This window comes from Mesorhizobium sp. M7A.F.Ca.US.008.03.1.1 (assembly GCF_003997495.1).
In the GTDB taxonomy this organism is placed as follows: domain Bacteria; phylum Pseudomonadota; class Alphaproteobacteria; order Rhizobiales; family Rhizobiaceae; genus Mesorhizobium.
In genome coordinates this window covers 561,549-588,469 of sequence record NZ_RZRU01000001.1, presented here as the reverse complement: position 1 = coordinate 588,469, position 26,921 = coordinate 561,549, and the positions used below count along the sequence as shown (strand labels likewise).

At 62.9% G+C, this 26,921-nt stretch carries 20 protein-coding genes, 2 pseudogenes and 1 riboswitch; of the genes and pseudogenes, 12 read left to right on the top strand and 10 right to left on the bottom strand.

The features are described from left to right. Positions 1–26: 26 nt before the first annotated feature. Positions 27–2,396 carry an aminomethyltransferase family protein gene (locus EOA16_RS02675; protein WP_127255227.1) on the top strand — a complete coding sequence of 790 codons (2,370 nt, stop codon included), beginning with the start codon at positions 27–29 and terminating at the stop codon, positions 2,394–2,396. A gap of 389 nt (positions 2,397–2,785) precedes the next feature. Then, complete coding sequence (locus EOA16_RS02670; RefSeq protein ID WP_127255225.1) at positions 2,786–4,495, top strand: APC family permease; 1,710 nt, start codon at positions 2,786–2,788, stop codon at positions 4,493–4,495. 150 nt (positions 4,496–4,645) lie between these two features. Here EOA16_RS02670 and EOA16_RS02665 read toward each other — a convergent pair whose 3' ends face one another. Further along, complete coding sequence (locus EOA16_RS02665; protein ID WP_127255223.1) at positions 4,646–5,014, bottom strand: antibiotic biosynthesis monooxygenase family protein; 369 nt, start codon at positions 5,012–5,014, stop codon at positions 4,646–4,648. Positions 5,015–5,112: 98 nt separating this feature from the next. Here EOA16_RS02665 and EOA16_RS02660 point away from each other — a divergent pair, with 98 nt between their 5' ends. Further along, on the top strand, positions 5,113–5,589 hold the full coding sequence (locus EOA16_RS02660) for a MarR family winged helix-turn-helix transcriptional regulator (protein WP_127255221.1): 477 nt from the start codon (positions 5,113–5,115) through the stop codon (positions 5,587–5,589). Then, positions 5,570–6,103 carry a cytochrome b/b6 domain-containing protein gene (locus EOA16_RS02655; RefSeq protein ID WP_127255219.1) on the top strand — a complete coding sequence of 178 codons (534 nt, stop codon included), beginning with the start codon at positions 5,570–5,572 and terminating at the stop codon, positions 6,101–6,103. Before EOA16_RS02660 ends, EOA16_RS02655 begins: the two co-directional genes overlap by 20 nt. 49 nt (positions 6,104–6,152) lie before the next feature. On the opposite strand, the gene EOA16_RS02650 is transcribed toward EOA16_RS02655, so the two are convergent. The 4 genes from EOA16_RS02650 to EOA16_RS02635 all read right to left on the bottom strand — a co-directional run bounded on the left by EOA16_RS02650 (position 6,153) and on the right by EOA16_RS02635 (position 13,177). Next, the gene (locus tag EOA16_RS02650; protein ID WP_127255217.1) at positions 6,153–9,293 is read right to left on the bottom strand and encodes an efflux RND transporter permease subunit; all 3,141 of its coding nucleotides are present in this window, start codon (positions 9,291–9,293) and stop codon (positions 6,153–6,155) included. Between the two features lie 199 nt (positions 9,294–9,492). Continuing rightward, complete coding sequence (locus EOA16_RS02645) at positions 9,493–10,644, bottom strand: efflux RND transporter periplasmic adaptor subunit (RefSeq protein WP_127255215.1); 1,152 nt, start codon at positions 10,642–10,644, stop codon at positions 9,493–9,495. A gap of 55 nt (positions 10,645–10,699) precedes the next feature. Further along, positions 10,700–11,305 carry a TetR family transcriptional regulator gene (locus EOA16_RS02640; protein WP_023808749.1) on the bottom strand — a complete coding sequence of 202 codons (606 nt, stop codon included), beginning with the start codon at positions 11,303–11,305 and terminating at the stop codon, positions 10,700–10,702. 231 nt (positions 11,306–11,536) lie between these two features. Then, a complete protein-coding gene (locus tag EOA16_RS02635) occupies positions 11,537–13,177 on the bottom strand; it encodes an acyl-CoA synthetase (protein WP_127255214.1) in 1,641 nt (546 codons plus the stop codon). A gap of 190 nt (positions 13,178–13,367) precedes the next feature. Between EOA16_RS02635 and EOA16_RS02630 the strand changes: the two genes are divergently transcribed. From EOA16_RS02630 to EOA16_RS02615, 4 genes and pseudogenes are all read left to right on the top strand, one after another. Further along, positions 13,368–14,333, top strand: a complete 966-nt coding sequence (locus EOA16_RS02630; protein ID WP_127255213.1) for a sugar-binding transcriptional regulator — start codon at positions 13,368–13,370, stop codon at positions 14,331–14,333. Between the two features lie 90 nt (positions 14,334–14,423). Continuing rightward, positions 14,424–16,478 carry a bifunctional aldolase/short-chain dehydrogenase gene (locus EOA16_RS02625; protein WP_127255212.1) on the top strand — a complete coding sequence of 685 codons (2,055 nt, stop codon included), beginning with the start codon at positions 14,424–14,426 and terminating at the stop codon, positions 16,476–16,478. Positions 16,479–16,550: 72 nt separating this feature from the next. Then, positions 16,551–16,808: a type II toxin-antitoxin system RelB/DinJ family antitoxin gene (locus EOA16_RS02620; RefSeq protein ID WP_023758994.1), complete on the top strand. Its 258-nt coding sequence runs from the start codon at positions 16,551–16,553 to the stop codon at positions 16,806–16,808. Next, positions 16,780–17,093, top strand: a pseudogene (locus tag EOA16_RS02615) (type II toxin-antitoxin system YafQ family toxin). The gene EOA16_RS02620 and the pseudogene EOA16_RS02615 overlap by 29 nt, the downstream one beginning before the upstream one ends. A 14-nt stretch (positions 17,094–17,107) precedes the next feature. On the opposite strand, the pseudogene EOA16_RS02610 reads toward EOA16_RS02615, so the two are convergent. From EOA16_RS02610 to EOA16_RS02595, 4 genes and pseudogenes are all read right to left on the bottom strand, one after another. Beyond that, positions 17,108–17,951: pseudogene (locus tag EOA16_RS02610) on the bottom strand (acyl-CoA thioester hydrolase/BAAT C-terminal domain-containing protein). A gap of 101 nt (positions 17,952–18,052) precedes the next feature. Further along, entirely contained in the window at positions 18,053–19,105 is a 1,053-nt protein-coding gene (locus EOA16_RS02605; protein WP_127255211.1) for a substrate-binding domain-containing protein, read from the bottom strand. Positions 19,106–19,155: 50 nt separating this feature from the next. Then, positions 19,156–20,151 carry an ABC transporter permease gene (locus EOA16_RS02600; RefSeq protein WP_127255210.1) on the bottom strand — a complete coding sequence of 332 codons (996 nt, stop codon included), beginning with the start codon at positions 20,149–20,151 and terminating at the stop codon, positions 19,156–19,158. A 78-nt stretch (positions 20,152–20,229) separates the two neighbouring features. Continuing rightward, positions 20,230–21,741 (bottom strand): sugar ABC transporter ATP-binding protein, encoded by a 1,512-nt coding sequence (locus EOA16_RS02595; protein ID WP_127255209.1) that lies wholly within the window; start codon positions 21,739–21,741, stop codon positions 20,230–20,232. A 135-nt stretch (positions 21,742–21,876) separates the two neighbouring features. Here EOA16_RS02595 and mtnK point away from each other — a divergent pair, with 135 nt between their 5' ends. Both mtnK and mtnA read left to right on the top strand, forming a co-directional pair. Continuing rightward, the gene (gene mtnK, locus EOA16_RS02590; RefSeq protein WP_127255208.1) at positions 21,877–23,151 is read left to right on the top strand and encodes an S-methyl-5-thioribose kinase; all 1,275 of its coding nucleotides are present in this window, start codon (positions 21,877–21,879) and stop codon (positions 23,149–23,151) included. Next, positions 23,148–24,242, top strand: a complete 1,095-nt coding sequence (mtnA, locus tag EOA16_RS02585) for an S-methyl-5-thioribose-1-phosphate isomerase (RefSeq protein WP_127255207.1) — start codon at positions 23,148–23,150, stop codon at positions 24,240–24,242. The genes mtnK and mtnA overlap by 4 nt, the downstream gene beginning before the upstream one ends. Positions 24,243–24,377: 135 nt before the next feature. Here mtnA and EOA16_RS02580 read toward each other — a convergent pair whose 3' ends face one another. Then, positions 24,378–24,917: an Lrp/AsnC family transcriptional regulator gene (locus EOA16_RS02580; RefSeq protein WP_127255206.1), complete on the bottom strand. Its 540-nt coding sequence runs from the start codon at positions 24,915–24,917 to the stop codon at positions 24,378–24,380. A gap of 49 nt (positions 24,918–24,966) precedes the next feature. Here EOA16_RS02580 and EOA16_RS02575 point away from each other — a divergent pair, with 49 nt between their 5' ends. Both EOA16_RS02575 and EOA16_RS02570 read left to right on the top strand, forming a co-directional pair. Continuing rightward, on the top strand, positions 24,967–26,136 hold the full coding sequence (locus EOA16_RS02575; RefSeq protein WP_127255205.1) for an MFS transporter: 1,170 nt from the start codon (positions 24,967–24,969) through the stop codon (positions 26,134–26,136). Between the two features lie 67 nt (positions 26,137–26,203). Beyond that, positions 26,204–26,348: riboswitch (FMN riboswitch) on the top strand. A 76-nt stretch (positions 26,349–26,424) separates the two neighbouring features. Then, entirely contained in the window at positions 26,425–26,898 is a 474-nt protein-coding gene (locus tag EOA16_RS02570) for a 6,7-dimethyl-8-ribityllumazine synthase (RefSeq protein ID WP_127255204.1), read from the top strand. Positions 26,899–26,921 lie beyond the last annotated feature (23 nt).

Genomic DNA, 26,921 nt, shown 5'->3' with positions numbered 1-26,921 from the left:
CTTGTTTCTCGAACCGCAAGGCTGAGATGAGCCAGTCGCCCTACCCCGCAATTGCTGCCGGACCGCCCCGGCCGAGCCTCATCCTGAGGCCCGGCCAGATCGCGCTGCCGCCGGGCATGGAGCGTTATACGATCCAGGGCAATGGCGCGGTGCTCATCGAGATCGAAGCCGGCGACACGGTCACCGTGCGCAATGTCGAGGGTGGCCAAGCCTGCGAGTTGCTGGCCTGGGACAGGACCGGCGCGACCGATCCCGGCATTTTTGGGGAAGCATCAAACAGCAACGCTGCTGGCATCAAGGCGCTGCTCATAGAGAGTGACGACAGCCTCGCATCCCTACGGAGCGGGCTCGCGCGCCGGCAGGTGCAGCTTGGTCAGGCCAAGGCGGTGCGCGTCTTCGGCGGCGCCACACCGGCCGGCACCGAACAGGCCTTCACGATTGCGCGAGACGGCTCGATGGTCATCGCCGCCCCTGGCGGGCCTATGCTGGTCGATGGCCATGACACAGCGACGCCGCTGACCGCCATCGTCCGCCGCGCCACGATCCGTCCGGCGGCGAAATCGCAGCTGGCCGATCCGCTGGCCGATCCGGTGCTCGATTTGCGCGTCCATTCGGCGACCGCGGAGGCCTATTTCGTCAAGGCGGGCGACTATCTGCAGATCATCGATGTCGACGGTCGCCAATGCACTGACTTCCAGTGCTTTTCGGCGCGTAAGCTGGACAGGGGTCTGGATCATCCGCTCGACGTGACGACGACGCGCACGCTGATGGGTGCGAGCTACCCGATGCCCGGCCTGCATTCCAAATATTATGACCAGGACATGGAGCCGCTGGTCGAGGTGGTACAGGACACATGCGGCCGGCACGACGCGTTCGCGCTCGCCTGCGCGGCCAAATATTATGACGACATCGGCTACCCCGGCCACACCAACTGCTCGGAGAACTTCAATCGCGCGTTGTTGGACAAAGGCGTCACGCCGCGCGCGGGCTGGATGGCGATCAACTTCTTCTTCAACACGGCGATCGACGCGCATGGCGTCATGGTGTCCGATGAGCCATGGTCGCGGTCGGGCGACTATGTGCTGCTCAGGGCGCTCACCGACATCGTCTGCGTTTCCTCCGCCTGCCCCGACGACACGACGCCGGCCAATGGCTGGAACCCGACCGACATCTATGTGCGGACCTATTCCGGCCAGCACAAATTCTCGCGAGCGATCGCCAGACGCATGACGCCCGATTCGGAACCGAAAATGACCCGCGAGACAGCTTTTCATTCGAGCTTTGCCAAGCAAACCCGTAACTTTCAGGAGTACAAGGGCTATTGGCTCGCCAATTCCTTCGCCAAGGACGGGCCGATCGCCGAATACTGGGCCTGCCGGCAGGACGCGGTGATCATGGACCTGTCGCCGCTGCGCAAATTCGAGGTCACCGGCCCGGATTCCGAAGCGCTGCTGCAGTACACGCTGACCCGCGACGTCAAGAAACTTGGCGTCGGCCAGGTGGTCTATTCAGCGATGTGCTACGAGCATGGCGGCATGATCGACGACGGCACGCTGCTGCGGCTCGGCAAGGACAATTTCCGCTGGGTCGGCGGCGACGATCTGTCCGGCGAATGGCTGCGCGAGACGGCCGCCAAGCTGGGTCTCAACGTGCTGGTGCGTTCCTCCACCGACCAGATGCACAATGTCGCCGTGCAGGGTCCGAAGAGCCGCGACATCCTGCGAGAAGTGATCTGGACTTCGCCTTTGCAGCCGTCGATCGACGAGCTCGAGTGGTTCCGCTTCGCCGTCGCCCGCATCGGTGGCGGCAACGGCATCCCGGTCGTCGTCTCGCGCACCGGCTACACCGGCGAGCTCGGCTACGAGATCTGGTGCCATCCGCGCGATGCCGAAAAAGTCTTCGACGCCATCTGGGAGGCCGGCCAGCCGCATGGGCTGAAGCCGATGGGGCTGCAGGCGCTGGACATGGTGCGCATCGAAGCCGGGCTGATCTTTGCCGGCTATGAATTCTCCGACCAGACCGATCCGTTCGAGGCCGGCATCGGCTTCACCGTGCCGCTGAAGAGCAAGACCGACGATTTCATCGGGCGCGAGGCGCTGATCCGCCGCAAGGAGCACCCGCAGACGAAGCTGGTCGGCCTCGACATCGATGCCAATGTCGACGTCGGCCATGGCGACTGCGTGCATGTCGGCCGCGCCCAGATCGGCGTCGTCACGTCGGGCATGCGCTCGCCGGTGCTGAATAAGACCATCGCCCTGGCCAGGCTCGATGTCACTCATTCGGCCATTGGCACCGAGGTCGAAATCGGCAAGCTCGACGGCCATGCCAAGCGGCTGCCGGCGCGCGTCGTCGCCTTCGCCCACTACGATCCGCAAAAGACCAAGCCACGCTCCTGACAGCCCTCCTCTCCCAAGACAGTGAGGCCGTGCTGGCAGTCTGTGATAGGAATTTTTTCTTGACCTGCTGAGGGCAGCTATGCTACATATTCGTCCATGGTGCCGACTTGCGCCGCGACCCGCCTCCGGCGGGTTTTTCGTTTCCAGACCCCTGTTCCTTTCCGAACAATCCCGCCCGCGGCAGTGTGAAGCTGACATGTTTCGCAAGCGTGATGTGCACGGCGCGACAAATCGCTTGACGTGAAAGCGCGGCGGATCAATCTTCACTGTTAAGAAAAAAATGCAACTGAGTGGAAACACCGGCAGTCGTCAAGCATGCGTCGATGATGAAGCCTCGCGAAGTCGCGGCCGTCACGAACGGGGAACATCAAAATGGGGAAGCCAAACATATGAGCACGATAACGACCGTCCTGGAGCCGCTTGCCGAAGGCAAGTTGCACCGAAATATCGACTGGCGCGGCGCCTTCTGGGTGGCGAGCGGCGTGCCTGCCCTCGTCCTGTTCTCGATCGGCGGCATTGCCGGCACGACCGGCACGCTGGCCTTCGCGATCTGGATATTCTCCATGATCATGGGCTTCCTGCAATCCTTCACCTATGCCGAAATCGCCGGCCTGTTTCCGAACAAGTCGGGCGGCGCGTCGATCTACGGCGCCACCGCCTGGCTGCGCTATTCCAAGTTCATCGCGCCGCTGTCGGTCTGGTGCAACTGGTTCGCCTGGTCGCCTGTGCTGTCGCTCGGCTGCTCGATCGCCGCCGCTTACATTCTCAACGCGTTGGCGCCGGTGCCGCTGTTCACTGACGCCTCGCCGGATGTCGTCGCCTATATCGCGGCGCATGCCGGGACGAGTGCCGCCGACGCCATCACGGCGGTGACCGCGGCGGCGACGCCGGCGATCCGCAACTGGACGCTTTACAGCCACACGCTGGGACCGGTCTCGTTCACGTTCAATGCGACCTTCTTCATCGGCGCGGTGCTGATGCTGATCATCTTCGCCATCCAGCATCGCGGCATCCTCGGCACGGCCAATGTGCAGAAATATATCGGCCTGCTGGTCATCATCCCGATGCTGATCGTCGGCGTGGTGCCGATCGTCACCGGCCAGATCAACTGGGCGAATTTTTCGCCGCTGGTGCCGCTGGCCGCCGCCTATGCGCCCGAGCCCGGCGCCTGGAACATCGCCGGCTGGACGCTGGTGCTTGGCGGCATGTTCATCGCCGCATGGTCGACCTACGGCTTTGAAACCGCCGTCTGCTACACATCCGAGTTCAAGAACCCCGGCACCGACACGTTCAAGGCCATCTTCTATTCCGGCCTTTTGTGCATGCTGCTGTTCATCCTGGTGCCGTTCACCTTCCAGGGCGTGCTTGGCCTCAACGGCATGCTGGCGACACCGATCGTCGACGGCTCCGGTGTCGCCGACGCGCTGGCCGGCATGGTCGGCGGCGGGGCGCTGATCCACAGCCTCTTGGTGATGCTGATGATCCTGGCGCTGGTGCTGTGCATCATGACGGCGATGGCCGGCTCTTCGCGTACGCTCTACCAGGGCTCGGTCGATGGCTGGCTGCCGCGCTATCTCAGCCATGTCAACGAACATGGCGCGCCGACACGGGCAATGTGGACCGATCTCGTCTTCAACCTGATCGTGCTGGCCATCGCCTCGGCCGACGCGACGAGCTTCTTCTTCATCCTCGCCGTGTCGAATTGCGGCTACATCATCTTCAACTTCCTCAACCTCAACGCCGGCTGGATCCACCGCATCGACAACGGCCATATCGCACGGCCATGGAAGGCGCCGAGCTGGCTGCTTGGGATCGGGGCGATCTTTGCCTATGTCAACGCGATCTTCATGGGCGCGGGCGCCAAGGTGTGGAATCCGATGGCGCTGTGGGCCGGCCTGATCACCGCGGCCTTGATCATCCCGGTGTTCTGCTTCCGCCACTACATCCAGGACAAGGGCAAGTTCCCCGACCACATGCTGGCCGATCTCGGCATGACGGGGGCCGACCTCTCGGTCAAGAAGGCGGGCATGCTGCCCTATCTGACGCTGGTCGCCGGCGTGGTGGTGATGCTGCTCGCCAACTGGTTCTTCGTCATCTGACCTGAAAGGATCGGGCGCGTCGACGCGCTCGATCCTTCTGCTTCCGAGCCGGAGCCGAACCATCCTGGCAGAGCCTGAACCATCCCGGATGGTTCAGGCTCTGCCTTTTTGTTCAAGGACGATTTTTCCCGAATCGGTGCCAAGCTCAGGCTATGCGACGCAGATGCCCGGCACAGCGAGCTTCTGGAACAAATGCGGGGAAGCGACCGCCGAGGTGGGATAGGCGGAGATTTTCGCCCTAAACTCAGGATGGGTGAACGCTGCCCGGAAGGCAGCCGTCGATTCCCATACGGCATAGTTCAGATATGTCGCGCTTTCGCCGACCGCGCGGTGAAGCTGGGTCGAGATAAAGCCGGGCTGCTGCTTCATGAACGCCGCATCATCCTGCCACACCTGGAGGAAGGTCTGCTCGTCGGCCCTGTCGAGTGTGAAGAGGTTGACCAGCACGACGGCGGCGGCGTCGATCCCGACCTGCCGGTCGATGGGGAAGGCAGGATCCATTGGGCGCATCTGCGGCATGATAAAGGCTCCATTTCATTGGTTGTATGATGTCAATCTGTTACGATACATACATACCAACTTGACACTATGATGTCAATTTAGATACAGGATGACAAATGAACAAGATCCCTCGAACGCCGGCCGCTGATGCCTTGAACGATCTCATTCTCGACCTGTTCAGGCTCAACAGCCGAATGCTCGCCGCCGGAGACAGGCTGGTCGCCGGCCTCGGCCTGACGAGCGCCCGTTGGCAGATCCTCGGCGCCATCGTCATCGCCGAACGCCCGCAGCCGGTGGCGTGGCTGGCGCGCGATCTCGGCGCCAACCGCCAGAATGTGCAGCGGATCGTCAACGACCTGCACAAGGAAGGGCTCGTCGCGTTCGAGGCCAACCCGCATCACCAGCGGGCGCAACTCGTCGTCCTGACCGACAAGGGAAGGCAGGCCTTCGACGCTGCGATGCGGCTGCAGGCTCCCTGGGTGAACAATCTCGCCGATGGCCTGCTGGTCAAGGATATCAACACCATGCACGGCGTGATCACGGCGCTGCGTCGGAAACTCGAGGGAGACGTGGATGCAGAAGAGCAAACCTGACCGCTACGGCACTCTGGCGGTATCCATTCACTGGCTAAGCGCCGTCCTGATCCTGGCCTTGATGGGCTCTGGCTTCCGGGCGGCCAATGCCATGGACGCGGCCACCAAAATTGACATCCTGCGTTTCCATATTCCAGTAGCGACCGTCGTCCTGCTTCTCACGGCATTCCGCATTGTCTGGCGGTGGCGTTTCGATCTGAAGCCGCGTCCCGTCGCAGGATCGCCGGCCTGGCAAGAGCGGATTGCACACGGCATCCACGTCGCCTTCTATGTCGTCATCTTCGGCATGGTCGCCAGCGGCATCGCGATGGTGGTCTTAAGCGGCGCGGCTGCCGCTGTCTTCGGCCAGCCTGGCGCAATGTTGCCGAACTTCACTGATTATCCGCCGCGCGCGCTGCATGGCCTGGGTGGCTTCCTGCTTGTCGCGCTGCTGGTGTTTCATGCCGGAGCAGCCCTCTACCACCAGTTCATTCGCCGTGATCGCCTACTTCGGCGGATGTGGTTCGGCAACTGATCAACAGCAAGCCCTGCCGGCCGGACGGCATCCGCTCGGCCGGCAACACCTATTCAGCCGCCAGGGCCAGTTGCGGTCTGTCGGCTTCCAGCTCCATATCGTCGGCCCGCTCCGCGGCCCCGCGCTTCTTGGGCTCCCGGCCGAAGAACAGGGCGTAACCGGCCGGCAGGACCAGGATGGTCAGCACCGTGGCAACCAGGATGCCGCCCATCATGGCGTAGGCGAGCGGTCCCCAGAAGACGCCGCGCGAGATCGGGATCAGCGCCAGCACCGCCGTCAGCGCCGTCAGCGTGATCGGCCGGAAACGGCGCACGGCCGAACCGATGATCGCCTCGTAGCGGTCCATGCCCGCGGCGATGTCCTGGTCGATCTGGTCGACCAGGATGATCGAGTTGCGCATGATGATGCCGAGCAGCGCGATGACGCCGAGAATGGCGACGAAGCCGAACGGCGCGCCGCTGATCAAGAGTGCCGCGGCAGCACCAATGATGCCGAGCGGACCCGTCGCCAGCACCAGCATCGCCTTGCCGAAGTTCTGCAGCTGGATCATCAAAAGCACGACAATGACGGCCAGCATGATCGGCGCCTTGGCGGCGATCGACGCCTGGCTTTCCGCCGAATCCTCCGCACCGCCCTGGATCTCGATCTTGTAGCCGGGCGCCAATCCGTCACGCAGGCCCTGCATATCCTTGTACAGTTTGGTGACGACGTCATTGGACTGCACGCCGTCAGGCAGCGTCGCACGCACACTGATGGTCGGCAGACGGTCGCGGCGCCACTCGATGCCTTGCTCCAGCACCGGCACCACCTTGGCCACCTGCGACAGCGGCACGAAGCCGCCGAAGTCGGTCGGGATATAGACCGAGTCGACCGAGGACAGCAGGCTGCGGCTGGCATCCGGCTCGCGGGCGACGATGGACACCGTCTCCTCGCCGTCGCGGAAATCGTCGAGCGGCGCGCCGGACATCGTCGCCTGCAGCATCTGGCGGATGCGCTGCGAGGTGACGCCGAGTGCGCGGGCACGATCCTGGTCGATGACCAGCTTCATCGCCGGAACCGGCTCCAGCCAGTCATCATGCACGGCGCCAAGCAGCGGATCCTCACGGAACTTCGCCTTCACCTGGTCGGCGATGCGGCGCACCTCCTGGCGATCCGGCCCCATGACGCGCATCTGCACCGGCCAGCCGGTCGGCGGGCCGAGGAACAGACGATCGACCTTGGCGCGGATGGACGGGAAGTCTTCAGCCAGAACGGTGCGCAACTTGACGATCAGACGTTCGCGAGCCGGTTCGTCATTGGCCATGACGAGCATCTGGGCAAAGTTGGGATTGCTCAGCTGCTGGTCGAGCGGCAGGAAGAAGCGCGGCGCGCCCTCGCCGATATAGGTGGCGATGAAACGCTTGTCCTTGTCGTCCATCATCCTGGTCTCGAGCGCCTTGGCCTGCGCCTCGACTTCCTTGATGCTGGTTCCTTCCGGCAGCCAAAGGTCGACGAGGATTTCCGGCCGCGACGATTGCGGGAAGAAGTTCTGCGGAATGAACTGGAAAGCCCACAGGCTGGTGCCGAAGGTGACCAGCGTCATCACCAGGACGATGATGCGATGGCGCACGGCCCAGCTGACGGTAGCACGAAGCCGGCGGTAGAAACGCGTGTCGAAGACATCGTGATGGCTGCCGGCATGCTTGCGCTGCTTGAGGATCATGTTGCCGAGCCATGGCGTGAAATAGACCGCGACGAACCAGGAGACGATCAGCGCGATGCCGACGACATAGAACAGGGTCCGGACATATTCGCCGGCGGTCGAGGCCGCGAAGCCGACCGGAATGAAGCCGGCTGTGGTGATCAGCGTGCCGGTCAGCATCGGGAAGGCGGTCGAGGAATAGGCGAAGCTCGCCGCCTCGACCTTGACCATCCCCTCCTCCAGCTTGCGCTCCATCATCTCGACGACGATCATCGCGTCGTCGACCAGGAGACCGAGCGCGATGATCAGCGCGCCGAGCGAGATGCGCTGCAGGTCGATGCCGAGCTCGTACATGATGGCGAAGGTCGCAGCCAGCACCAGCGGGATGGCGATGGCGATGACAAGGCCGGAACGCCAACCGATCGACAGGAACGAGACGACGAGCACGATCAGCAACGCTTCGCCAAGCGCATGCATGAACTCCGCCACCGCGTCGGTGACGACGCCCGGCTGGTCGGAGATCTGGTCGACCGAAACGCCGTAGGGCAGCGCCTCCTCGAAGCGCTTGTAAGTGGCCTCGACATCCTTGCCGACGTCGGTAACCTTGAAGCCCTTGGCCATGACGACGCCCAACTGCACGCTGTCGTGACCGTTGAAGCGGTATTTGCGCTGGAACGGATCTTCCAGCCCCGAGGTCACGGTGGCGATGTCGCCCAGCCTTGTGACCTGTCCGCCGGCACGCAGGCGCAGGTTCCTGATATCCTCGACCTTGCCGACATCGCCCTCGACGGAAATGCGCACCGAGTTGATGCCGGTATCGACGGAGCCGGCCGGGTCGACATTGTTCTGTCCCTTGATCGCATTCTGCAGATCGGTCAGCGTCAGGCCGCGTTCGGCCAGGGCCTTGGACGAAACGTCGATATAGAGCTTTTCCGGCTGGTCGCCGATGATGACGGCCTTCTCGACGCCGGGCGTCGTCAAAAGCATGTCGCGCGCCTGGATGGCGAACTTCTTCAGCTCGGGATAGCTGAAGCCATCGCCGCTGATCGAATGCAGGGTGATGAAGGTGTCGCCGAATTCGTCGTTGAAATACGGGCCGAGCAGGCCCTGCGGCAGGTCGCCCTGGATATCGCCGACCTTCTTGCGCACCTGGTAGAAGGCGTCGGTCACCTCGGCGGTGTTGGTGTCGCCCTTGATCTGCACCGTGATGATGGCGCTGCCGGCGCGGGTGAAGGAGCGCACGAAATCGAGATGCGGCGTTTCCTGCAGCTTGCGTTCGATCTTGTTGACGACCTGGTCTTCCATCTCCTTGATCGAGGAGCCCGGCCAGATTGCCTGGACGACCATGACCCGGAAGGTGAAATCGGGATCTTCCTTCTGGCCCATGCGCATCAGGCCGAGCGCGCCGGAAATGATGATCAGGCCGAACAGGAACCGCGCAATGGCGGGATGGCCGATTGCCCAGCGCGACAGGTTGAAGGGCCGCTTCTCTTCCGTGGAATTGGTCATCGACGCTGGTCCATCTATCTAGCGCAACAAAATCGAGGGTTCGTAGTGGCTTCCGGGCGGCAAGGCTCTCCGAGCGGAGAAGCACTCTTCGCGGTGGGACGCGAAATCGATGTGGGGGTTACATCAATCGAGCGTCTCGGTCGGGCGCCTGCCGCCCGGAAACCAGCGACTGCGGGAACGCGCAGCCGGTTGTCTGTCGTCAGCGCACCTGCTTGGCGTCGCCGTCTGCCGCGGATGCCGATTGCAGCGCCGTATCGCCGGCGAGCTTCACTTTCAGGTTTTCGGTCATGAATTGCGTTCCGGCGGCGACCACGACATCGCCGGGTTTCAAACCCTCTGCGACACGCACGCCATCGGCGGCGAACTCGGCAACCTTGATCGGACGGGCATGAACGGTGTCGGCGCCACGATCGACGGTCCAGACGATCGATTGGGTGCCTTGCTCGGCCAGTGCGCTCAGCGGGATCGAGACCAGCTGCCGCTCATTGGCCGCCGAGGCTTCGATGCTGGCGGTCATGCCGAGAAGCACACGCGGATCGTTGGGCAGGCTGACACGGACGGCAAAGGTGCGTGACTGCGGATCGGCGCTGCCGGCGACTTCGCGGACCTTGCCATCGAGCGCCAGCGCATCGTCGGACCAGAAGCCCGCCTTGACGGCCTTGCCCGGCTTGAATTCGGCGATTTCCATTTCGGGGACAGCGATCAGCACTTCCTTTTCGCCGTCGACGGCGACAGTGACAACCGGCGTGCCGGAACCGACCACCTGGCCGACGTCGGCGCTGACCGTGGTGACGATGCCATCCCTGTCGGCCTTGAGATCGGTATAACCGACCTGATTCTTCGCCTGAGCAAGTGTCGAAAGGGCGGAATCACGGGTGGCGACCGCTTGGTCATAGGTCAAGGTCGCCTGTTCGAGCTGCGATTTCGGCGCAAAATTCTTGGCAAAAAGCTGCTCGGCACGCTTGCGGGCAAGCTCCACGGTCTCGACCTGCCGCTCGGCGGCATCGAGCGCTGCCTGCGCGCTCTTGACCGAAAGATCGTAGTCAATGGGATCGATGCGGGCCAGCACATCGCCCGAGGCCACATGCTGGCCGATGTCGACGAGACGCTCGGTGATCTTGCCATTGACGCGGAACGCCAGAGCGCTCTCGGTGCGGGCCCGCACCGAGCCGGAATAGGAGAGCGTGCGGGTGTCATGCGCCTTCGCGATCTCGACAACCTTGACCGGGCGGATGATATCCTTGACTTCGGCTTTTTCCTGGCTGCAGCCGGCAAGCCCGAGAGTGGCGGTGACAAGCAGCACCGTGCCCACAGCCGGCAGCCTGCTGATGATTGAACTGAACGAAGACACGCGCGTACTCCCGAAATGGAGATGAATCATTGAACCGGCGCCCGATGAGCGGAGGCTACTTCAAGGCCTTGATTGCATAGTCGATGAGGTCGTCAGGCATTGCCCGGTTGGTCTTGGCAAGGCATTGCGCCACCATCTGCGGATGACACAGGATGACGGTCGCGGCGCCGAAACAGCGGGACGCGATCACCGGATCCTGTTTTCTGAACTCACCGGCCTCGATGCCGTCACGAATGATTTCCGCAAACAGGTCGTGAATGCTGTCGACATGCTTGTCGATCACACCCCAGTCCCGTTCGAGGGCGACGATGACCATCTCGTGGACCTTTTGGTCGTCGAGCATGACCTCCATCGTCATCTTGTATTGCGCATGCACGTAGCGCCGGAGCCGCTCCTCGGCGCTGATCGGCAGGCGCGAAATCTCGTAGGCCATCTTGTAGCTGGCGCCGAGCATCCGGCCGCAGACGGCCTGGTGGATTTCGACCTTGGAGGCGAAGAAACGGTAGATGTTGGCCGGCGACATGCCGAGTTCACGCGCGATGTCGGCGACATTGGTCTTGCCGTAGCCATAGTGCCGGAACAGGCGCTCGGCGCAATCGAGAATGCGCGTTACATTTTCCTGTCGGGCGGCTTCGGCGACTATGGTGGCGGCTTCGGACATGATCCTCTATCGATTTACGAGTGACGAATTTCGATTTTCGTCACTCGTAAATTGAAATGAGCGACCTGTCAATGCGGATTCGATGTACACGTACGAATGGTGACAGATGGTGACAGGGACTGGCGAGTTTCCGCGACGTCGCTTCGCGACTGCTCCATCCTAGGATGATGAAGTCGCGGAGGCTTTTTGCTAATCGCAAAAGTCGTAACTGGAGGAGAGCAGCGACGGGGCCTAAGTCCCCCTCGCCATTTCCCGTAGCCGGAATTTCTGGATCTTGCCGGTCGAGGTCTTCGGGATTTCGGCGAAGGTCACCGCCTTCGGCACTTTGAACCGGGCAAGCAGCGCGCGACAGTGCTCGATGATCTCGGCTTCCGTCGTGGCCTTGCCGGGCTTCAGCTCCACATAGGCGACAGGCACCTCGCCCCATTTGTCGTCGGGCCTGGCGACGACGCCGCAAGAGGCAACCGACGGGTGCTTGTAAAGCGCGTCCTCGACCTCGATAGAGGAGATGTTCTCGCCACCGGAGATGATGATGTCCTTGGAGCGGTCCTTGAGCTGGATATAGCCGTCGGGGTGCATGACGCCAAGATCGCCGGAATGGAACCAGCCGCCGGCAAAAGCTTCGTCGCTCGCCTTGCGGTTCTTCAAATAACCTTTCATGACGATGTTGCCGCGGAACATGACTTCGCCGATGGTCTCACCATCGGCCGGTGTCGTCCGCATCGTTTCGGGATCCATGACCGTCAGGCCTTCGAGCGCTGCATAGCGCACGCCCTGTCGCGCCTTCCTGGCGCTGCGCTCGCCCTTTTCGAGATCGTCCCAGGCGCCATGCCATTCGTTGACGACCGCCGGGCCATAGGTCTCGGTCAGGCCGTAAAGATGGGTGACGGCAAATCCGGCATCCGCCATCCCGGATAGCACCGCTTCCGGCGGGGGTGCTGCGGCCGTATTGAAAGTGACCGTCTGTGGAAATGCGCGCTTGTCCTCGTCCCTGGCATTGATCAGCACCGACATGACGACCGGCGCACCGCACAGATGGGTGACGCCGTGATCGGCGATCGCATCGTAGATCGGCTTCGGCCGCACCCAGCGCAGGCAGACATGGGTGCCGGCCTGGACGGCAAGCGTCCATGGAAAACACCAGCCATTGCAGTGGAACATCGGCAGCGTCCAGAGATAGACGGCGTGCTTAGCCATGCCCGCATGAATGGTGTTGGTGTAGGCCATCAGCGCGGCACCGCGATGGTGGTAGACGACGCCCTTCGGATTGCCTGTCGTTCCGGAAGTGTAGTTCAGCGAGATGGCGCCCCACTCATCGTCGGGCATCGCCCAGGCGAAGTCCGCGTCGCCCCCAGCGATGAAGTCCTCATAGTCGAGCGAACCGATGCGCTCACCCTTCGGATACGGCGCGTCGGCGGCGTAATCGGGATCGTCATAGTCGATGACCAGCGGTTTGACCCTGGCCAGTTCAAGGGCCTGCTTGACGACGACGGAGAATTCGCGGTCGACTAGCAGCACCTTGGTCTCGGCATGATCGAGCTGGAAGGCGATGACCGCGGCATCGAGGCGGGTGTTGAGCGAATGCAGCACCGCCTTGGTCATCGGCACACCGAAATGCGCCTCCAGCATCGGCGGCGTGTTTGACAGCATGACGGTGATGGTGTCGCCCTTGCCGATGCCGCGCCTGTGGAGCGCCGAGGCAAGCTTCAGCGACCGCTGCCAGAAAGTGCGATAGTCGATGCGCTGGCGGCCATGGATGATGGCGATATGGTCGGGATACGTCTTGGCCGCGCGCTCCAGATAGGTGAGCGGTGTCAACGGCTGATGGTTGGCCGCGTTCTTGTCGAGATCCTGTTCGTAAGGACTGCCCATCCCATGCTCCCCGCGATTTTCTTTCAGACGTTCTAATCACAGGCTCGGGCCGCGTCACCACAAACGATGCCACGAGAGAGCGCATTTGGCACAATGATGAACCAGATTCGGCGTCAGCGGGAGTATCGCATACCTCCGCCCAGTTTGACTTTTGTCGAGAGCCGTGAATAATGTCAGCCGAGGAGACGGCATGGCGATCCGACCGGCAGAACAACTCATCCACAAGGCCGCCTGGCTCTACTATGCCCATGGCCTGCGGCAGGACCAGGTGGCGAGCCAGCTTAACATTTCCCGTGCCTCGGTCGCCATGTATCTGCGCAAGGCGCGCGAGACCGGCATCGTCAACATCTCGACCTCGACCCAGCTTTTCACCGACGACGTTCTGGCGCGCAAGCTCGAGGATGCGTTGAGCCTCGACGCCGTCTGGATCGCCCCGGAGAATGATCATATTGCCGACCCGTCGACGGAAATCGCCGTGCTGGCGGCGAGCGTCTTTCTCGAACTGGTCAAGAAGGGCGACCGCATCGGCGTCGCCTGGGGCCGCACCGTCTACATGATCGCCGACGTCATGTCCTATGCCGATCTGCAGGACGTCACGGTGGTGCAGCTCTGCGGCAATCTCGGCGCGCCCTATTCCTATCGCCCCGACCAATGCACCATGGAAATCGCGCGGCGGCTCAACGCCAAGGGGCTCAATTTCTACGCGCCGCTGGTGCTGTCTACGGAAGAACTCGCGCGTGCGCTGCGTGCCGAGCCGGTGATCCGGGAACAATTGTCGGGTGTCAGCGAATGCGACCTGGCGCTGTACTCGGTCGGCGCGGTCGACGCCGACAGCCATCTGGTCAAATGCGGCGCGCTGACGCCAAGTGAAATGGCGGATCTGCGCAGCCAAGGCGCTGCCGGCGTGATTGCCGGGCAGATCATAGACGCCGAGGGCAAGGTGCTCGACTGCAGTTATAACAGGCGGGTGATCTCCGCCGAGCTTGCCTCGCTGCGCGCCATCGCCAGGCGGTTGGTGGTGGTGCAGGAGGACAGCAAGTTCGAACCGCTGCTCGCGGCGATCGCCGGCGGCCTTTGCACGCATCTGGTGGTCGGCGCGCGCATGGCGCAGCGGCTCCTGGATCATGCGGCTGCCACGACAGAAAAGGCCTCCTAGGAAATCCCCTCTCCGTCGCCGGCGCATTGTCATCAAAGCGTCGCGGCATTCCTGTTTCACCATCAAAGACAGCAACCGGACGAAGCGAACATGAAGAATTTGTGGAATGACGAAGCAGCCGAAAAACTCGTCGCCGACTACGCGAAAAAAGGTGTCGGCCGCGACCTGGCACTGCGCGTCTACACGACCCGGCTGCTCGGCGGCGAACCACGGCTGGTGCTGCATGGCGGCGGCAACACCTCGTGCAAGACGACGGCAACCGACCTCGTCGGCGACCAGTGGGACGTGCTGTGCGTCAAGGGCAGCGGCTGGGACATGGGCGTCATCGAGCCGCAGGGCCTGCCGGCGGTCAAGCTCAAGCCGCTGCTCAAGGCGCGCGCGCTGAACAGGCTGGCCGACGAGGACATGGTTGCCCTGCAACGCGTCAACCTCATCGATCCGTCCTCGCCCAACCCGTCGGTCGAGACGCTGCTGCATGCCTTCCTGCCGCACAAATTCGTCGACCACACGCACTCGACCGCCATCCTGGCCATCGTCGACCAGGAGGACTCCAAGCCGCTGGTGAAGACGGTGTTCGGCAGCAAGATGGGTTACGTACCCTACATTATGCCCGGCTTCGACCTCGCCAAGGCGGCCGCCGACATCTTCGATGCCGACCCGACCGTCGAAGGGTTGATCCTCGACAAGCATGGCATCTTCACCTTCGGCGACGACGCCAAACAAGCCTACGACCGGATGATCCACTATGTGAACGTCGCCGAGGACTTCATTGCCGCAAGCGGCAAGCCGAAGGCGGCAAAGGCAGCCTTGCCGGCAAAGCTCGCGACACCGGCGTCCATTGCGCCGATGCTGCGTGGCGCGGTGGCGGTGGCGCGCGGCGAAGGCCGCTTCGACCGTATGGTCAGCGATTTCCGCACTTCGCCGGCAATCGTCGACTTCATCAATTCATCCGAGATTGCCGACTATGCCGGGCGCGGCGTGTCGACACCGGATCTGTCGATCCGCATCAAGACCGGGCCGATGGCGCTGCCGGCGCCCGATGCCGACAAGGCCGGCGACTACAAGGCGGTGATCAAGAGCCATGTCGACGCCTTCGCCAAGGATTACCGCGCCTATTTCGAAACCAATGATGCGCTCGACGACGTCAAGCGCACCATGCTCGACCAGATGCCGCGGCTGACGCTGGTGCCGGGCCTCGGCATGTTCGGCCACGGCCGCACGCTGAAGGACGCCAGGATCGCGTCGGATGTCGGCGAGATGTGGATCGAGGCGGTGCGCGGCGCCGAGGCGGTCGGCCGGTTCCATCCGCTCTCCAAGGCCGACCTGTTCCCGCTCGAATACTGGTCGCTGGAGCAGGCCAAGCTCGCTTCCAACAAGCCGAAGCCGCTGACCGGCCAGGTGGTGCTGATCACCGGCGGCGCCGGTGCGATCGGTGCGGCGACGGCAAAACTGTTCGCCGACAATGGCGCCCATGCAGTCGTCGTCGATCTCGACGCCGAAAAGGCCACTGACGCGGCGAAGAAAGCCGGCAACAATTCGATCGGTGTCGCCGCCGACATCACCGACCCGCACCAGGTGCGTGCTGCCTTCGACAGGGCCGTCGCCGTGTTCGGCGGTGTCGACATCCTGGTGTCCAATGCAGGGGCGGCCTGGGAAGGCCGCATCGGCGAGCTCGACGACGCACTTTTGCGCAGGAGTTTCGAGCTCAACTTCTTCGCCCACCAGTCGGTGGCGCAGAATGCCGTGCGCATCATGCTCGAACAGGGCACCGGCGGCGTGCTTTTGTTCAACACCTCCAAGCAGGCGGTCAATCCGGGGCCGAAGTTCGGCGCCTATGGCGTGCCGAAGGCAGCGACGCTGTTCCTGTCCAGGCAATACGCGCTCGACTATGGCGCGCACGGCATCCGTTCGAACGCCGTCAACGCCGATCGCATCCGCTCAGGGCTTCTGACCGACGCCATGATCGCCAGCCGTTCGGGCGCGCGCGGCGTGTCGGAGAAGGACTACATGTCCGGCAATCTGCTCGGCCAGGAAGTGACGGCGCAAGACGTGGCGCAGGCCTTCCTGCATCACGCGCTGGCCGACAGGACCACCGCCGATGTGACGACGGTCGATGGCGGCAACATCGCGGCGGCTATGCGGTAGACGAAAATCTCAAAAGGCTTGCGTAGTTGGTGGTCTGTAGCTACATTGTGGCTCGACTAGAGGAGTCATAGCATGGCAACAGATACCGTAGTCCGCGCTCGGATCGATACGGCGACAAAAGATCAGGCAACGGAAGCCCTGGCGGCAATGGGGTTGTCCGTTTCCGACGCCATCCGCCTGTTGCTGGTCCGCGTCGCTGCCGACAAGGAATTTCCCTTTCCGGTGAAGGTGCCTAACGCAACCACTCGAAAGGCCATGGCCGAATTGGAACAGGGCAAGGGCAAGCGTTTCGCCTCGGCCGATGAGCTGTTCAAGGATTTGGGCATCTGATGTGCTGACGCCTGTTCGCTCCGGGCAATTCCGTCGCGACGTGAAACGTGCGGAAAAGCGCGGCAAAGACCTTGGCAAATTGCGCGAACTGCTCGGCCGGCTGATCGCCGGAGATGAGCTACCGGCCAGTTATAAGGATCATATAAGGATCACCCCTTGAAAGGCGACTGGAAAGGCTATCGTGACGCGCACATAGAATCGGACTGGCTCTTGATCTATCGGGTGGCCAGCGACGAATTACAGCTTGCTCGCACCGGCTCTCACTCCGATCTGTTCAACGAGTAGCCAAAACCGGTCCGCTACAGCAGACCTTGGATGTATTCCCAAGCCTTTCTGCCCAGCCTTGAATCAGCGTCGTCATTGCCGCCATGCGCATGCAATGTCGAGCGCGGTGTGTCCTCGCCCGGCAAGAGAATGCGGTGACCCGCATCCGGCAACGAAACGAGATGTGTGTGCTTACCTGCTTCGCTGCGCCGCCGGACGATATCCCTCGCGAACCACAGAGAGGGCCACAGCGCATCGTCGCCACCTGCGACCAGCAGGATCTCGGCCAATGCAGTCTCAACAGGGATGGCTGCCGCCTTTGCTTCGCGCTCGAAGGTTTTCAAGCAATGTTCGAAAAGCCCTCGGTAGGACACCAGGCCATCCTCATACTCTCGGCTCCAATTCGGGTCCGTCGGCACGAACGGCAACGAGACGCCGTCAAGCGACCATGAGGATCGTTCAGGCCAGCTGACGCCATCCCGGCCCGCACTGATATTTCCCCAAGTCACCGATGACGGGCTGATCGCGACCACAGCGTTGACACGCTGATCGTGGACCGCCGCGAGCAATGCGGCCTCGGCACCCTTGGATGTGCCGACATAGACCATGCGGTGGCATCCCGTTCCTGAGATAGTCGGTTGCCGCAAAGAAGGTTTCGAGGGGAATTTCGCATATTCCGGGAGGCTGGCCCTCACCGCCAAACCATTGCAGGGCAAGGGCCGACGAACCCTGGTTTGCAAAGAGCCGTGCGCGCGCGACATCGATGCGGCCACTCGACCCACCCAACACCACGACACCGGTGGTGGCCTGCGGGCATCGAAGCAAGGTTCCGGCGACGGCACCGGACAGGTCTTCCTCGATTACCGCCTGAGCTTCCATATACGCACCGAACCTTGGGCCGGAACCTGGCGCCGGCTGCAGATATTCGGCAAAAAGGCCGCCTGCAGCAAGCGGCTGCAGACGGCCTTCGATAGCGAAATTTACTTGGCGTTCGGGTTCGGCATCCAGGCCGGCATCGCGACATCGGCGTGGGCGAACTGCGGCAGCTTGGCCGACAGGTCCTCCATGTTCTTGATGTCCTTATCGATGAGGTCCTTCTGGGTGATCAGCGTCGGCGGCACGACGACGTTGTGGCCCGGATCTTCACCGGCCAGCAACTGCGCCAGGGCACGCACCGAGACCTGGCCGACGACGGCCGGGTTGGTCGCGGCGGTCGCGGCCCAGGCGCTGTCGGGCTCACGCATCGCAGCGATATCGGACGTCGAGATATCGGCCGAATAGATCTTGATGCCCTTGTTGAGGCCCGCTTCGTCGACGGCGATCTTCACGCCCTTGGCGAATTCGTCATAGGGAGCGAACATCACCTTGATGTCGGGATGCGCCGTCAGCACCGAACGCGCCTGGTTGGCGACGGAGTTGGCGATCGGATTGTCGAGCGTACCGAACATCGCGACTTCCTTGATGCCGGCATACTTCTTCCTCACGTCGACCCAGGTCTCGTTGCGGCGGTCGAGCGGCGCGATGCCGGCGACATAGACATAGCCGGCATTCCAGCTCTCGCCATTGTCCTTGACCGCCTGCTCGAGCGCCAGGCGGGCCAGGTCGCGATCGGACTGTTCGATCTGCGGGATCTTGGGGTTTTCGACATTGACGTCGAAGGCCACAACCTTGATGCCGGCGTCGACCGCACGCTGGGCGGCGTCCTTCATCGATTCCGTCAGGCCGTGCTGGATGATGATGCCCTGCACGCCGAGAGCGATGGCCTGGTCGACCATGTCGGACTGAAGGGCTGCATCCTGGCGGCTGTCGAGCACGCGCAGATCGATGCCGAGCGCCTTCGACTGCGTCTCGACGCCCGAGAGATAGGCCTGGAAGAAGTCGCCGGTCGAGAGATAGCGCACCAGCGCGATCTTGACGCCGGGCTTGTCGAAAGGCGCCGGCTTGTCCGCGGCCAGCGCCGGGAACTGCATCAGCATGGTTGCGCCGGCCAATCCGAGCGCCACCTTCCCCAGAAGTCTTCTTGTAATGCTCACTTTGTTTTCCTCCACTCTTGTTGAACCCAAAATCCTGTTCCGGCCGAAAGTTACCTCCTGCCCCTGCCCGAAAGCGCAAAGGTGAAGACAAGGGCGACGACCAGAACGACGCCCTTGACGAAATCCTGCGTGTAATAGGGCGCGTTCATCATCGTCAGGCCTTGCAGCAAGATGCCGACGAACAGCGCACCGATGGCGGTGCCAAAGGCGTTCGGCTTGGCAGCACCTAGCACCGCGTAGCCGATCAGCGCAGCGGCGACCGCATCGAGCAGCAGATTATTACCCGAGGCGATGTCGCCGCGTCCAAGCCGGGCAGCCAGCAAAATGCCGCCGATCGAGGCAAAAACACCTGAAATAACGTAGGCCCAGATCTTGTATGCCTTGACAGGCGCACCGGCGAGTTCGGCGGCGCGTTCATTGGAGCCGACCGCATACATCATGCGGCCGAAACGCGTGTATTCGAGGAAGAACCAGATCAGCACGGCGAGCACGAGCAAGACCACCACCGACACCGGAATGAGGTTCGGGACGAAGAAGTCGAAGCGGTGGCGGCCGAGCGCCAGGAAGGCGTCGGAGAATTTGCCGTTGGCGACCGAACCGTCGGGCATGGTCATGCCGGTGGCGATCGAGCGGCCTTCGGTCGGAATGCGCTGCAGGCCGACGAGCAGGAACATCATGCCGAGCGTCGCCAGCAGATCGGGCACGCGCATGTAGACGATCAGCCAGCCGTTGATCAGGCCGACAATGGCGCCGATGAGCAGGCAGACGACGACCGCGACAAGGGCGTTCTGCTCCAGCACCACCATCACATAGGCGGCCGCCATCATGGCTGACGTGGCGACCGAGCCGATCGAGAGATCAAAGCCGCCGACGACCAGCGTGGCGGTGACACCGAGCGCCAGCACGCCGGTGATGGCGACCGACTGGAAGATGAACACCGCACTTTGCGGCGAAACGAAACCGTCGGCCGCGATCGAGAAATAGGCGACGAGCCCGAACAGGAGCACGATGAAGCCGTAGCGGATGGCGTGGTCACGCAATGTCATTCGGCGCTCCCGCGCGCTGCTGCCGTCTTTACCCAACCCGAACCCATGCTCTCTCCATTCCAATTCCTATCGCCGCGCTCAGGCCGCGCTGTGCAACGGCCCGCCGGCGACCTCGGCCAGCAGGCGGTCGAGATCAACATCGGCATTGCGGTGCTCGCCGACGATGGTCTGCTCCGACATGACCAGTATGCGATCGGCGGTCTCCAGCGCCTCGTCGAGCTCGGTGACGAACAAAAGCGTGGCGCGTCCGTTGGCACTGGCCCTGAGCTTGGCGGCAATGTCGCGCCGGGCCGAGATATCGACGCCCTGAAACGGCTCATCCAGAATGAACAGCCTTGCATCCTGCGCCATCCAGCGGGCGACCATCACCTTCTGCTGATTGCCGCCGGAAAGCTCCGACATCTCGTCCTTCTCGGAGCGGCAGACTATGCCCAGTTCCTCGATCTGCCGGCGCGCAGTGGCGCGTTCGAGACGGCGCTTGAGAACAGCGAACCGTGACATGCGCTTGTGAAACGGCAGGCTGATATTTTCCTGGATGTTGAAGCCTTGGACGATGCCGTTCTCGCCGCGGTCCTTGGCGACGAGGAACACGCCGGCGGCGATCGCCTCGCCGGCTGTTTCAGGCGCATAAGGCCTGCCGTTCAGCGTCATTGTGCCGGCGAGCGGCCGGCGCACGCCAAACAGCGTCTCGGCAAGCGCCGTCTTGCCGACGCCGACGAGGCCGGTGATGGCAACGACCTCGCCGTCGCCGAGCGTCAGCGAGATCGGCCGGGCGCCTGGCGCAATGCGTAGACCCTCGATCGTCAGGACTGCCTTGGCCGAATTCCTGACGACGATCTGGTCGAGATGGATCTTGCGGCCGAGCATGGCGTTGACCGCGCCTTCATAGTCGAGCGGCTTCCTGTCGAGAATGCCTGAGATGATCCCGTCTCGCATCGAGACGATGCGATCGGCCAACCGCCTGATGTCCGACATGCGATGCGAGATGTAGAGGATCGCCACGCCCTGCTCGCGCAGCCTGTCGATCAGTGCAAACAGCCGATCAGCCTCAGCGCTGGAGAGCGATGAGGTCGGCTCGTCAAGGATCAGCACTTTCGGCTTGTGCGCCAGCGCGCGGGCAATCGCCACCATCTGGCGATCGGCTAGCGAAAGATCGCTCACCCGCGCCTTCAAATCGATGGCTAGCCCCATGCGGTCAGCGACCGCCTTGGCCTCTCGCCGCACGCGCATTGGATTGAACAGGGTCGGCGCACCGCTGCCGCTCAGCCGGTCCAGCGTCAGGTTGGTGGCGACGTCGAGATCGGCGACGACACCGTCATTGATGTTCTGGTGCACGGTGACGACGCCGGCGCGGATCGCTTCAGCCGGGGTTTTCGGCGCGAAATCCTGGTCGGCAAGAGCCATCGTCCCACCGCCGCGTTCGTAGACACCGGAGATGATCTTGACGAGGGTGGATTTGCCGGCGCCATTGGCGCCCATCAGCACGGTGACTTCACCGGCATGCAGTTCCAGCGAGACGCCGCCAAGCACCTCGTTATGGCCAAAGGATTTCCTCAGTCCCTCTACGCGGAACACGGCATTGCCGACCATGCGTTCCTCCCTGACATGACGCTATGGGCTGCATCGGCAATTGTCAACACGATTGACAATTGCCAGATCGCTTCCTAGCTTGGCCCGGCCGCCATGCCTCAATTATGTTCGGAGCGCATATGCGGGAGGATGACCATGACTGAAAAATTGCCGTTCGAAGCCCTGTCGGTCGAAACCCTGGCTGCCCGCCTTGGCGGCAACGACGCGTTGCGCGCGAAAATCGGCAAGGACACTGGCGCCTGGAAGGTCCGCGAGGTCGGCGACGGCAATCTCAACCTGGTGTTCATCGTCGAGGGCGCCGGCGGTGCCGCAGTGGTCAAGCAGGCCTTGCCCTATGTTCGCCTGGTCGGCGACAGCTGGCCGCTGCCCTTAAAACGCTCCTTCTTCGAATATCACGCGCTGACCAGGCAAGAGGCACGCGCGCCGGGCTCGGTGCCGGCGATCCATTATTTCGATGAAGGTCAGGCGCTGATCATCATGGAATATCTTGCGCCGCCGCATATCATCCTGCGCCGTGCGCTGATCGACGGCCGGCAATTGCCTGGTATCGCCCGGGATATCGGCCTGTTCATGGCCCGGACGCTGTTTCGCGGCTCCGACCTGCATATGGCTGCCAAGGACCGCAAGGCCGATCTGGCGCTGTTCGCCGACAATGTCGAGCTTTGCGACATCACCGAGAGCCTGGTGTTTTCCGACCCCTATTTCGACGCCAAGCTGAACCGGCATACTTCGCCGCAGCTCGACGGCCTCGTCGCGGAACTGCGCGCCGACCGCGACCTCAAGGTCGAGGCGCAGCGGCTGAAGCACATCTTCGCCGCCAATGCCGAAACGCTGCTGCATGGCGACCTGCATTCCGGCTCGATCATGGTCACCGACACTGAGACGCGCATGATCGACCCGGAGTTCGCCTTCTACGGTCCGATGGCCTTCGATGTCGGCATGCTGCTTGCCAATTTCTGGATGTCCTTCTTCTCGCAGCGCGGCCACGAGCAGGAGGGAAAGCGCGACGCCATGCGCGCCTATCTGCTCGGTGTGACGACCGAGACCTGGGCGGTGTTCCGCGCCGAGTTCTCGCATCTATGGCGCACCGAGCGCACCGGCATGCTCTACCAGAAGAGCCTGTTCGAGGATCAGGGCGACATCCTTGCCTCAGAGCAGGCGCTCGACCATGTGCTGCACCAGATGTGGACGGATCTGCTCGGCTTTGCCGGCATCGAGGTGCACAGGCGCATCCTCGGCCTCGCTCACAATGCCGATTTCGAGACCATTGCCGACGAGGATCTGCGCGCCAGTTGTGAAGCAAAGGCGCTGAAATTCGGCCGCCATCTCGCCGTCAACCGGCGCCAGATCCACAGCATCGACGAGGTCAACAAACTGGCCACGCTGATCGAACAGGAGAACAGCATTTGAACGTCGGCGACCGCCACTATCGCACCATCTGGCTGAGCGACGACGGCCGTTCGGTCGATATCATCGACCAGCGCTGGCTGCCGCATGATTTCCGCATCGAGACCATCGGCACGGTTGCCGGCATCGCCACCGCCATCCGCGACATGTGGGTGCGCGGCGCGCCGCTGATCGGCGTCACCGCTGCCTATGGCGTCGCCATGCAGATGGCCGACGATGCGTCGGATGCAGCGCTCGATGCGGTCTGGGAAACACTGCACGAGACGCGCCCCACCGCGGTCAATCTGCGCTGGGCGCTCGACGAAATGCGGCGCTTTCTGCGGCCCCTGCCAAGGGAACAACGCGCTGAAGCCGCCTATCGGCGCGCTGGTGAGATCGCCGACGAAGATGTCGGCCTCAACCGCGCCATCGGCGAGAACGGTCTTGCCATCATCAAGGCGATCGCGGCGCGCAAGCAGAAGGGCGAGCCGGTCAACATCCTGACCCATTGCAATGCCGGCTGGCTGGCGACAGTCGATTACGGCACGGCGACCGCGCCGATCTACCTGGCGACGGAGGCCGGCATTCCGGTCCACGTCTATGTCGACGAGACACGGCCGCGCAACCAGGGCGCCCAGCTGACCGCCTGGGAGATGGCCGGCCACGGCGTGCCGCACACGCTGATCGTCGACAATGCCGGCGGCCATCTGATGCAGCGCGGCGCAATCGACATGGTCATCGTTGGCACCGACCGCACCACCGCCGACGGCGACGTCTGCAACAAGATCGGCACCTACCTGAAGGCGCTCGCCGCCGCCGACAATGACGTGCCGTTCTATGTTGCGCTGCCGTCGCCGACCATCGACTGGACTGTGCATGACGGCCTGGCCGAGATCCCGATCGAGCAGCGCTCGGCCGACGAGGTCTCGCTGGTCTGGGGCAAGACCGCCGCCGGTGAGATTGCCCAGGTGCGCATTTCGCCCGAGACGACGCCGGCGGCAAACCCGGCCTTCGACGTGACACCGGCGCGGCTGGTGACCGGCCTGATCACCGAACGCGGCGTTGCCAAGGCGTCGCGCGAGGGCCTGAAGGCGATGTTTCCCGAGCGCGCGTAGCCGCTCGCTTCCAGAGCAGCTCACAGTTTCACGGAAACGGCTAGCCGCTCTAACTCCTCGTTTTGACGCAACTCCCAAGGGAAAGCGCTACGCGCTTTTCCCGAGAAAACCGTTTCACACTTTTCCTGGAATTGCTCAGTACAGAGGCTCGGCCATGTGCTTCGGCGTCGGCCATGTCTCGGTAATGCCCGGCTGCACCGGCCGCTCCAGATAGGTCGATAAAACCACATAGCTGCGCGTCGAGGTGACCCCCGGCGTTTCGTACAGGCGCGCCAAAAGACCTTCGAGGGCTCTGGTGTCTTCCGTGCGGACCTTCAGCAGCATGCAGGTATCACCGGCGACGGTATGGATCTCCTCGACTTCGGGATATTGCGAGACCGCCATCAGTTCCGGCGTCTTTCCCCAGCCCCTGGTGTCGATGTGGACAAAGGCAAGCAAAGGCTTTTTCACCGCCCGGGGATCGATGATGGCGACCGTGTTGCGGATGGCGCCGCTGCGCCGGAGCCGTTTGACCCGCTCATGCGCCGCCGGCGGCGACAAGCCGACGCGATCGCCGAGTTCGGCGTAGCTGATCGTGGCATCATCGACCAGGACGCCTAATATTCTTCGGTCTATCGCGTCGAGGTCGCGGGCCGCTGGCCTGTTCTGCAGAATGCCATCTGTTTCTTGATCCATGGCGAAATTCCTGGTTCTCCGCTGAATAGAATACGGCCATTATGCTGATATGTCGAACATTGATCAAGTTGCACCATTGACTGCCCGAGCACCGATTCCGGCGCTTGCCTATCTCTTGACGGGCTGCATCGCCGTCATCGGCTCGAACTCGCTTGTGCTGGGTCCGATCGCACCGGCCGTGGCCTCGTCGTTCGGTACCAGCGTGCCGGCCGTGATGATTGCGGCGGCCGCATTCGGCCTTGGCACCTCCGCAAGCGCCCTGTTCCTGGCCCGCTACATCGACCGGCTCGGCGCCCGCCGGATGCTGCAGGGCGCCCTATTGCTGCTGGCACTGGCGCTGGTTGCAAGCGCCGCGGCACCCACGGTGATCCTGCTGGTCTCCGCACAGCTGCTGGCCGGCATCGCTGCCGGCATCGCCATGCCGGCGATCTATGCCAGCGCCGCGGCCATCGCTCCGCCCGGTCGGGAAAGCGGCACGATCGGCGTCGTGCTGACCGGATGGACGCTCAGCATGGTGGCTGGCGTCTCGCTGTCGGCCGTGCTTGCCGATCTCGTGCATTGGCGCGCCGTCTTTGCCGCGGTCGCGGTGCTTGCGGCCCTTGCATGGATGGGGCTGACAGTGACCTCGCTCAGCGACATCAGGAAGGCCGGGCCGGCGCCAGCTCCGCTGGAAGCGCTCGGCATTCCCGGAATCCTGCCGCTGCTGGTCGCGTGCGCGGCCTTCATGACTTCGTTCTACGGCGTCTATGGCTATCTCGGCGACCATCTTCATGTCGGGCTTGGACAGCCGGTGAGCGCCAATGGCCTGGCGGCGCTTGCCTATGGCGTGGGTTTCGGCATGGCAGCACTTCTCGACGGTGTCATCGACCGGATTGGCGCGCGCCGCGTCATGCCATTTGCCTATCTTCTTGTCGCCGCCGTCTATGTCGCGATGGCCGTGACGAGCAACAGCTTCAGCCTGATCCTGGCCATGGTGGCGATCTGGGGACTGGCCAATCATTTCGGCCTGAATGTCCTGGTGACGCGCCTGTCTGCACTCGATCCGTCGCGGCGCGGCACGATCATGGGCCTGAACAGCGCGGTGACTTACCTCGCGGTCTTCGTCGGCACCACCAGCTTCGGACCGCTTTACTCCAACTTCGGCTTTGCTGTCTGCACGATGGTTGCAGCGTTGCTGACGCTGGTAGCCGCATCGGCGGCGGCATGGCGCACGCGGTAGTCGAACGTTGTTGGCCCAACCTTCTCACGGTTGACAGCAGGGCCCTGCCCTTTCATACAAAGCTCGTTAATGTTCTCAGGGCGGGGTGAAAGTCCCCACCGGCGGTAAGGGTTTCGGCCCAAGCCCGCGAGCGCTTTCCGGTTTCGGAAAGGTCAGCAGATCCGGTGTGATTCCGGAGCCGACGGTTACAGTCCGGATGGAAGAGAACGAAACGGAAGCCGGCCCGCTCTCGCGGGTCTAATCCGTATCGTGCGTCCTGATTCTGGTTCGAAACGGAAGGATGGACCCATGAATCAGCATTCCCATAAAGACTATGAAACTGTTCGCATCGCCGTTATCCGCGCGCGCTGGCATGCCGACATCGTCGACCAGTGCGTGCAGGCCTTCGAGGCGGAACTGGCCGACATCGGAGGCGAGCGCTTCACTGTTGACGTCTTCGACGTGCCGGGCGCCTATGAAATTCCCCTGCATGCCAAGACCCTGGCCGGGACCGGCCGCTATGCCGCGATTCTCGGCACCGCCTTTGTCGTCAATGGCGGCATCTACCGGCATGAGTTCGTCGCAAGTGCTGTCATCGACGGCATGATGAACGTGCAGCTGTCGACCGGCGTTCCGGTACTGTCGGCGGTACTCACCCCGCACAACTACCACGACAGCGCCGAGCACCACCGCTTCTTCTTCGAGCACTTCACGGTCAAGGGCAAGGAAGCGGCCAATGCCTGCGTGCAGATCCTGGCGGCGCGCGAACAGATCGCGGCGTGAGGTGTGACGCGCAAGATCGCTCA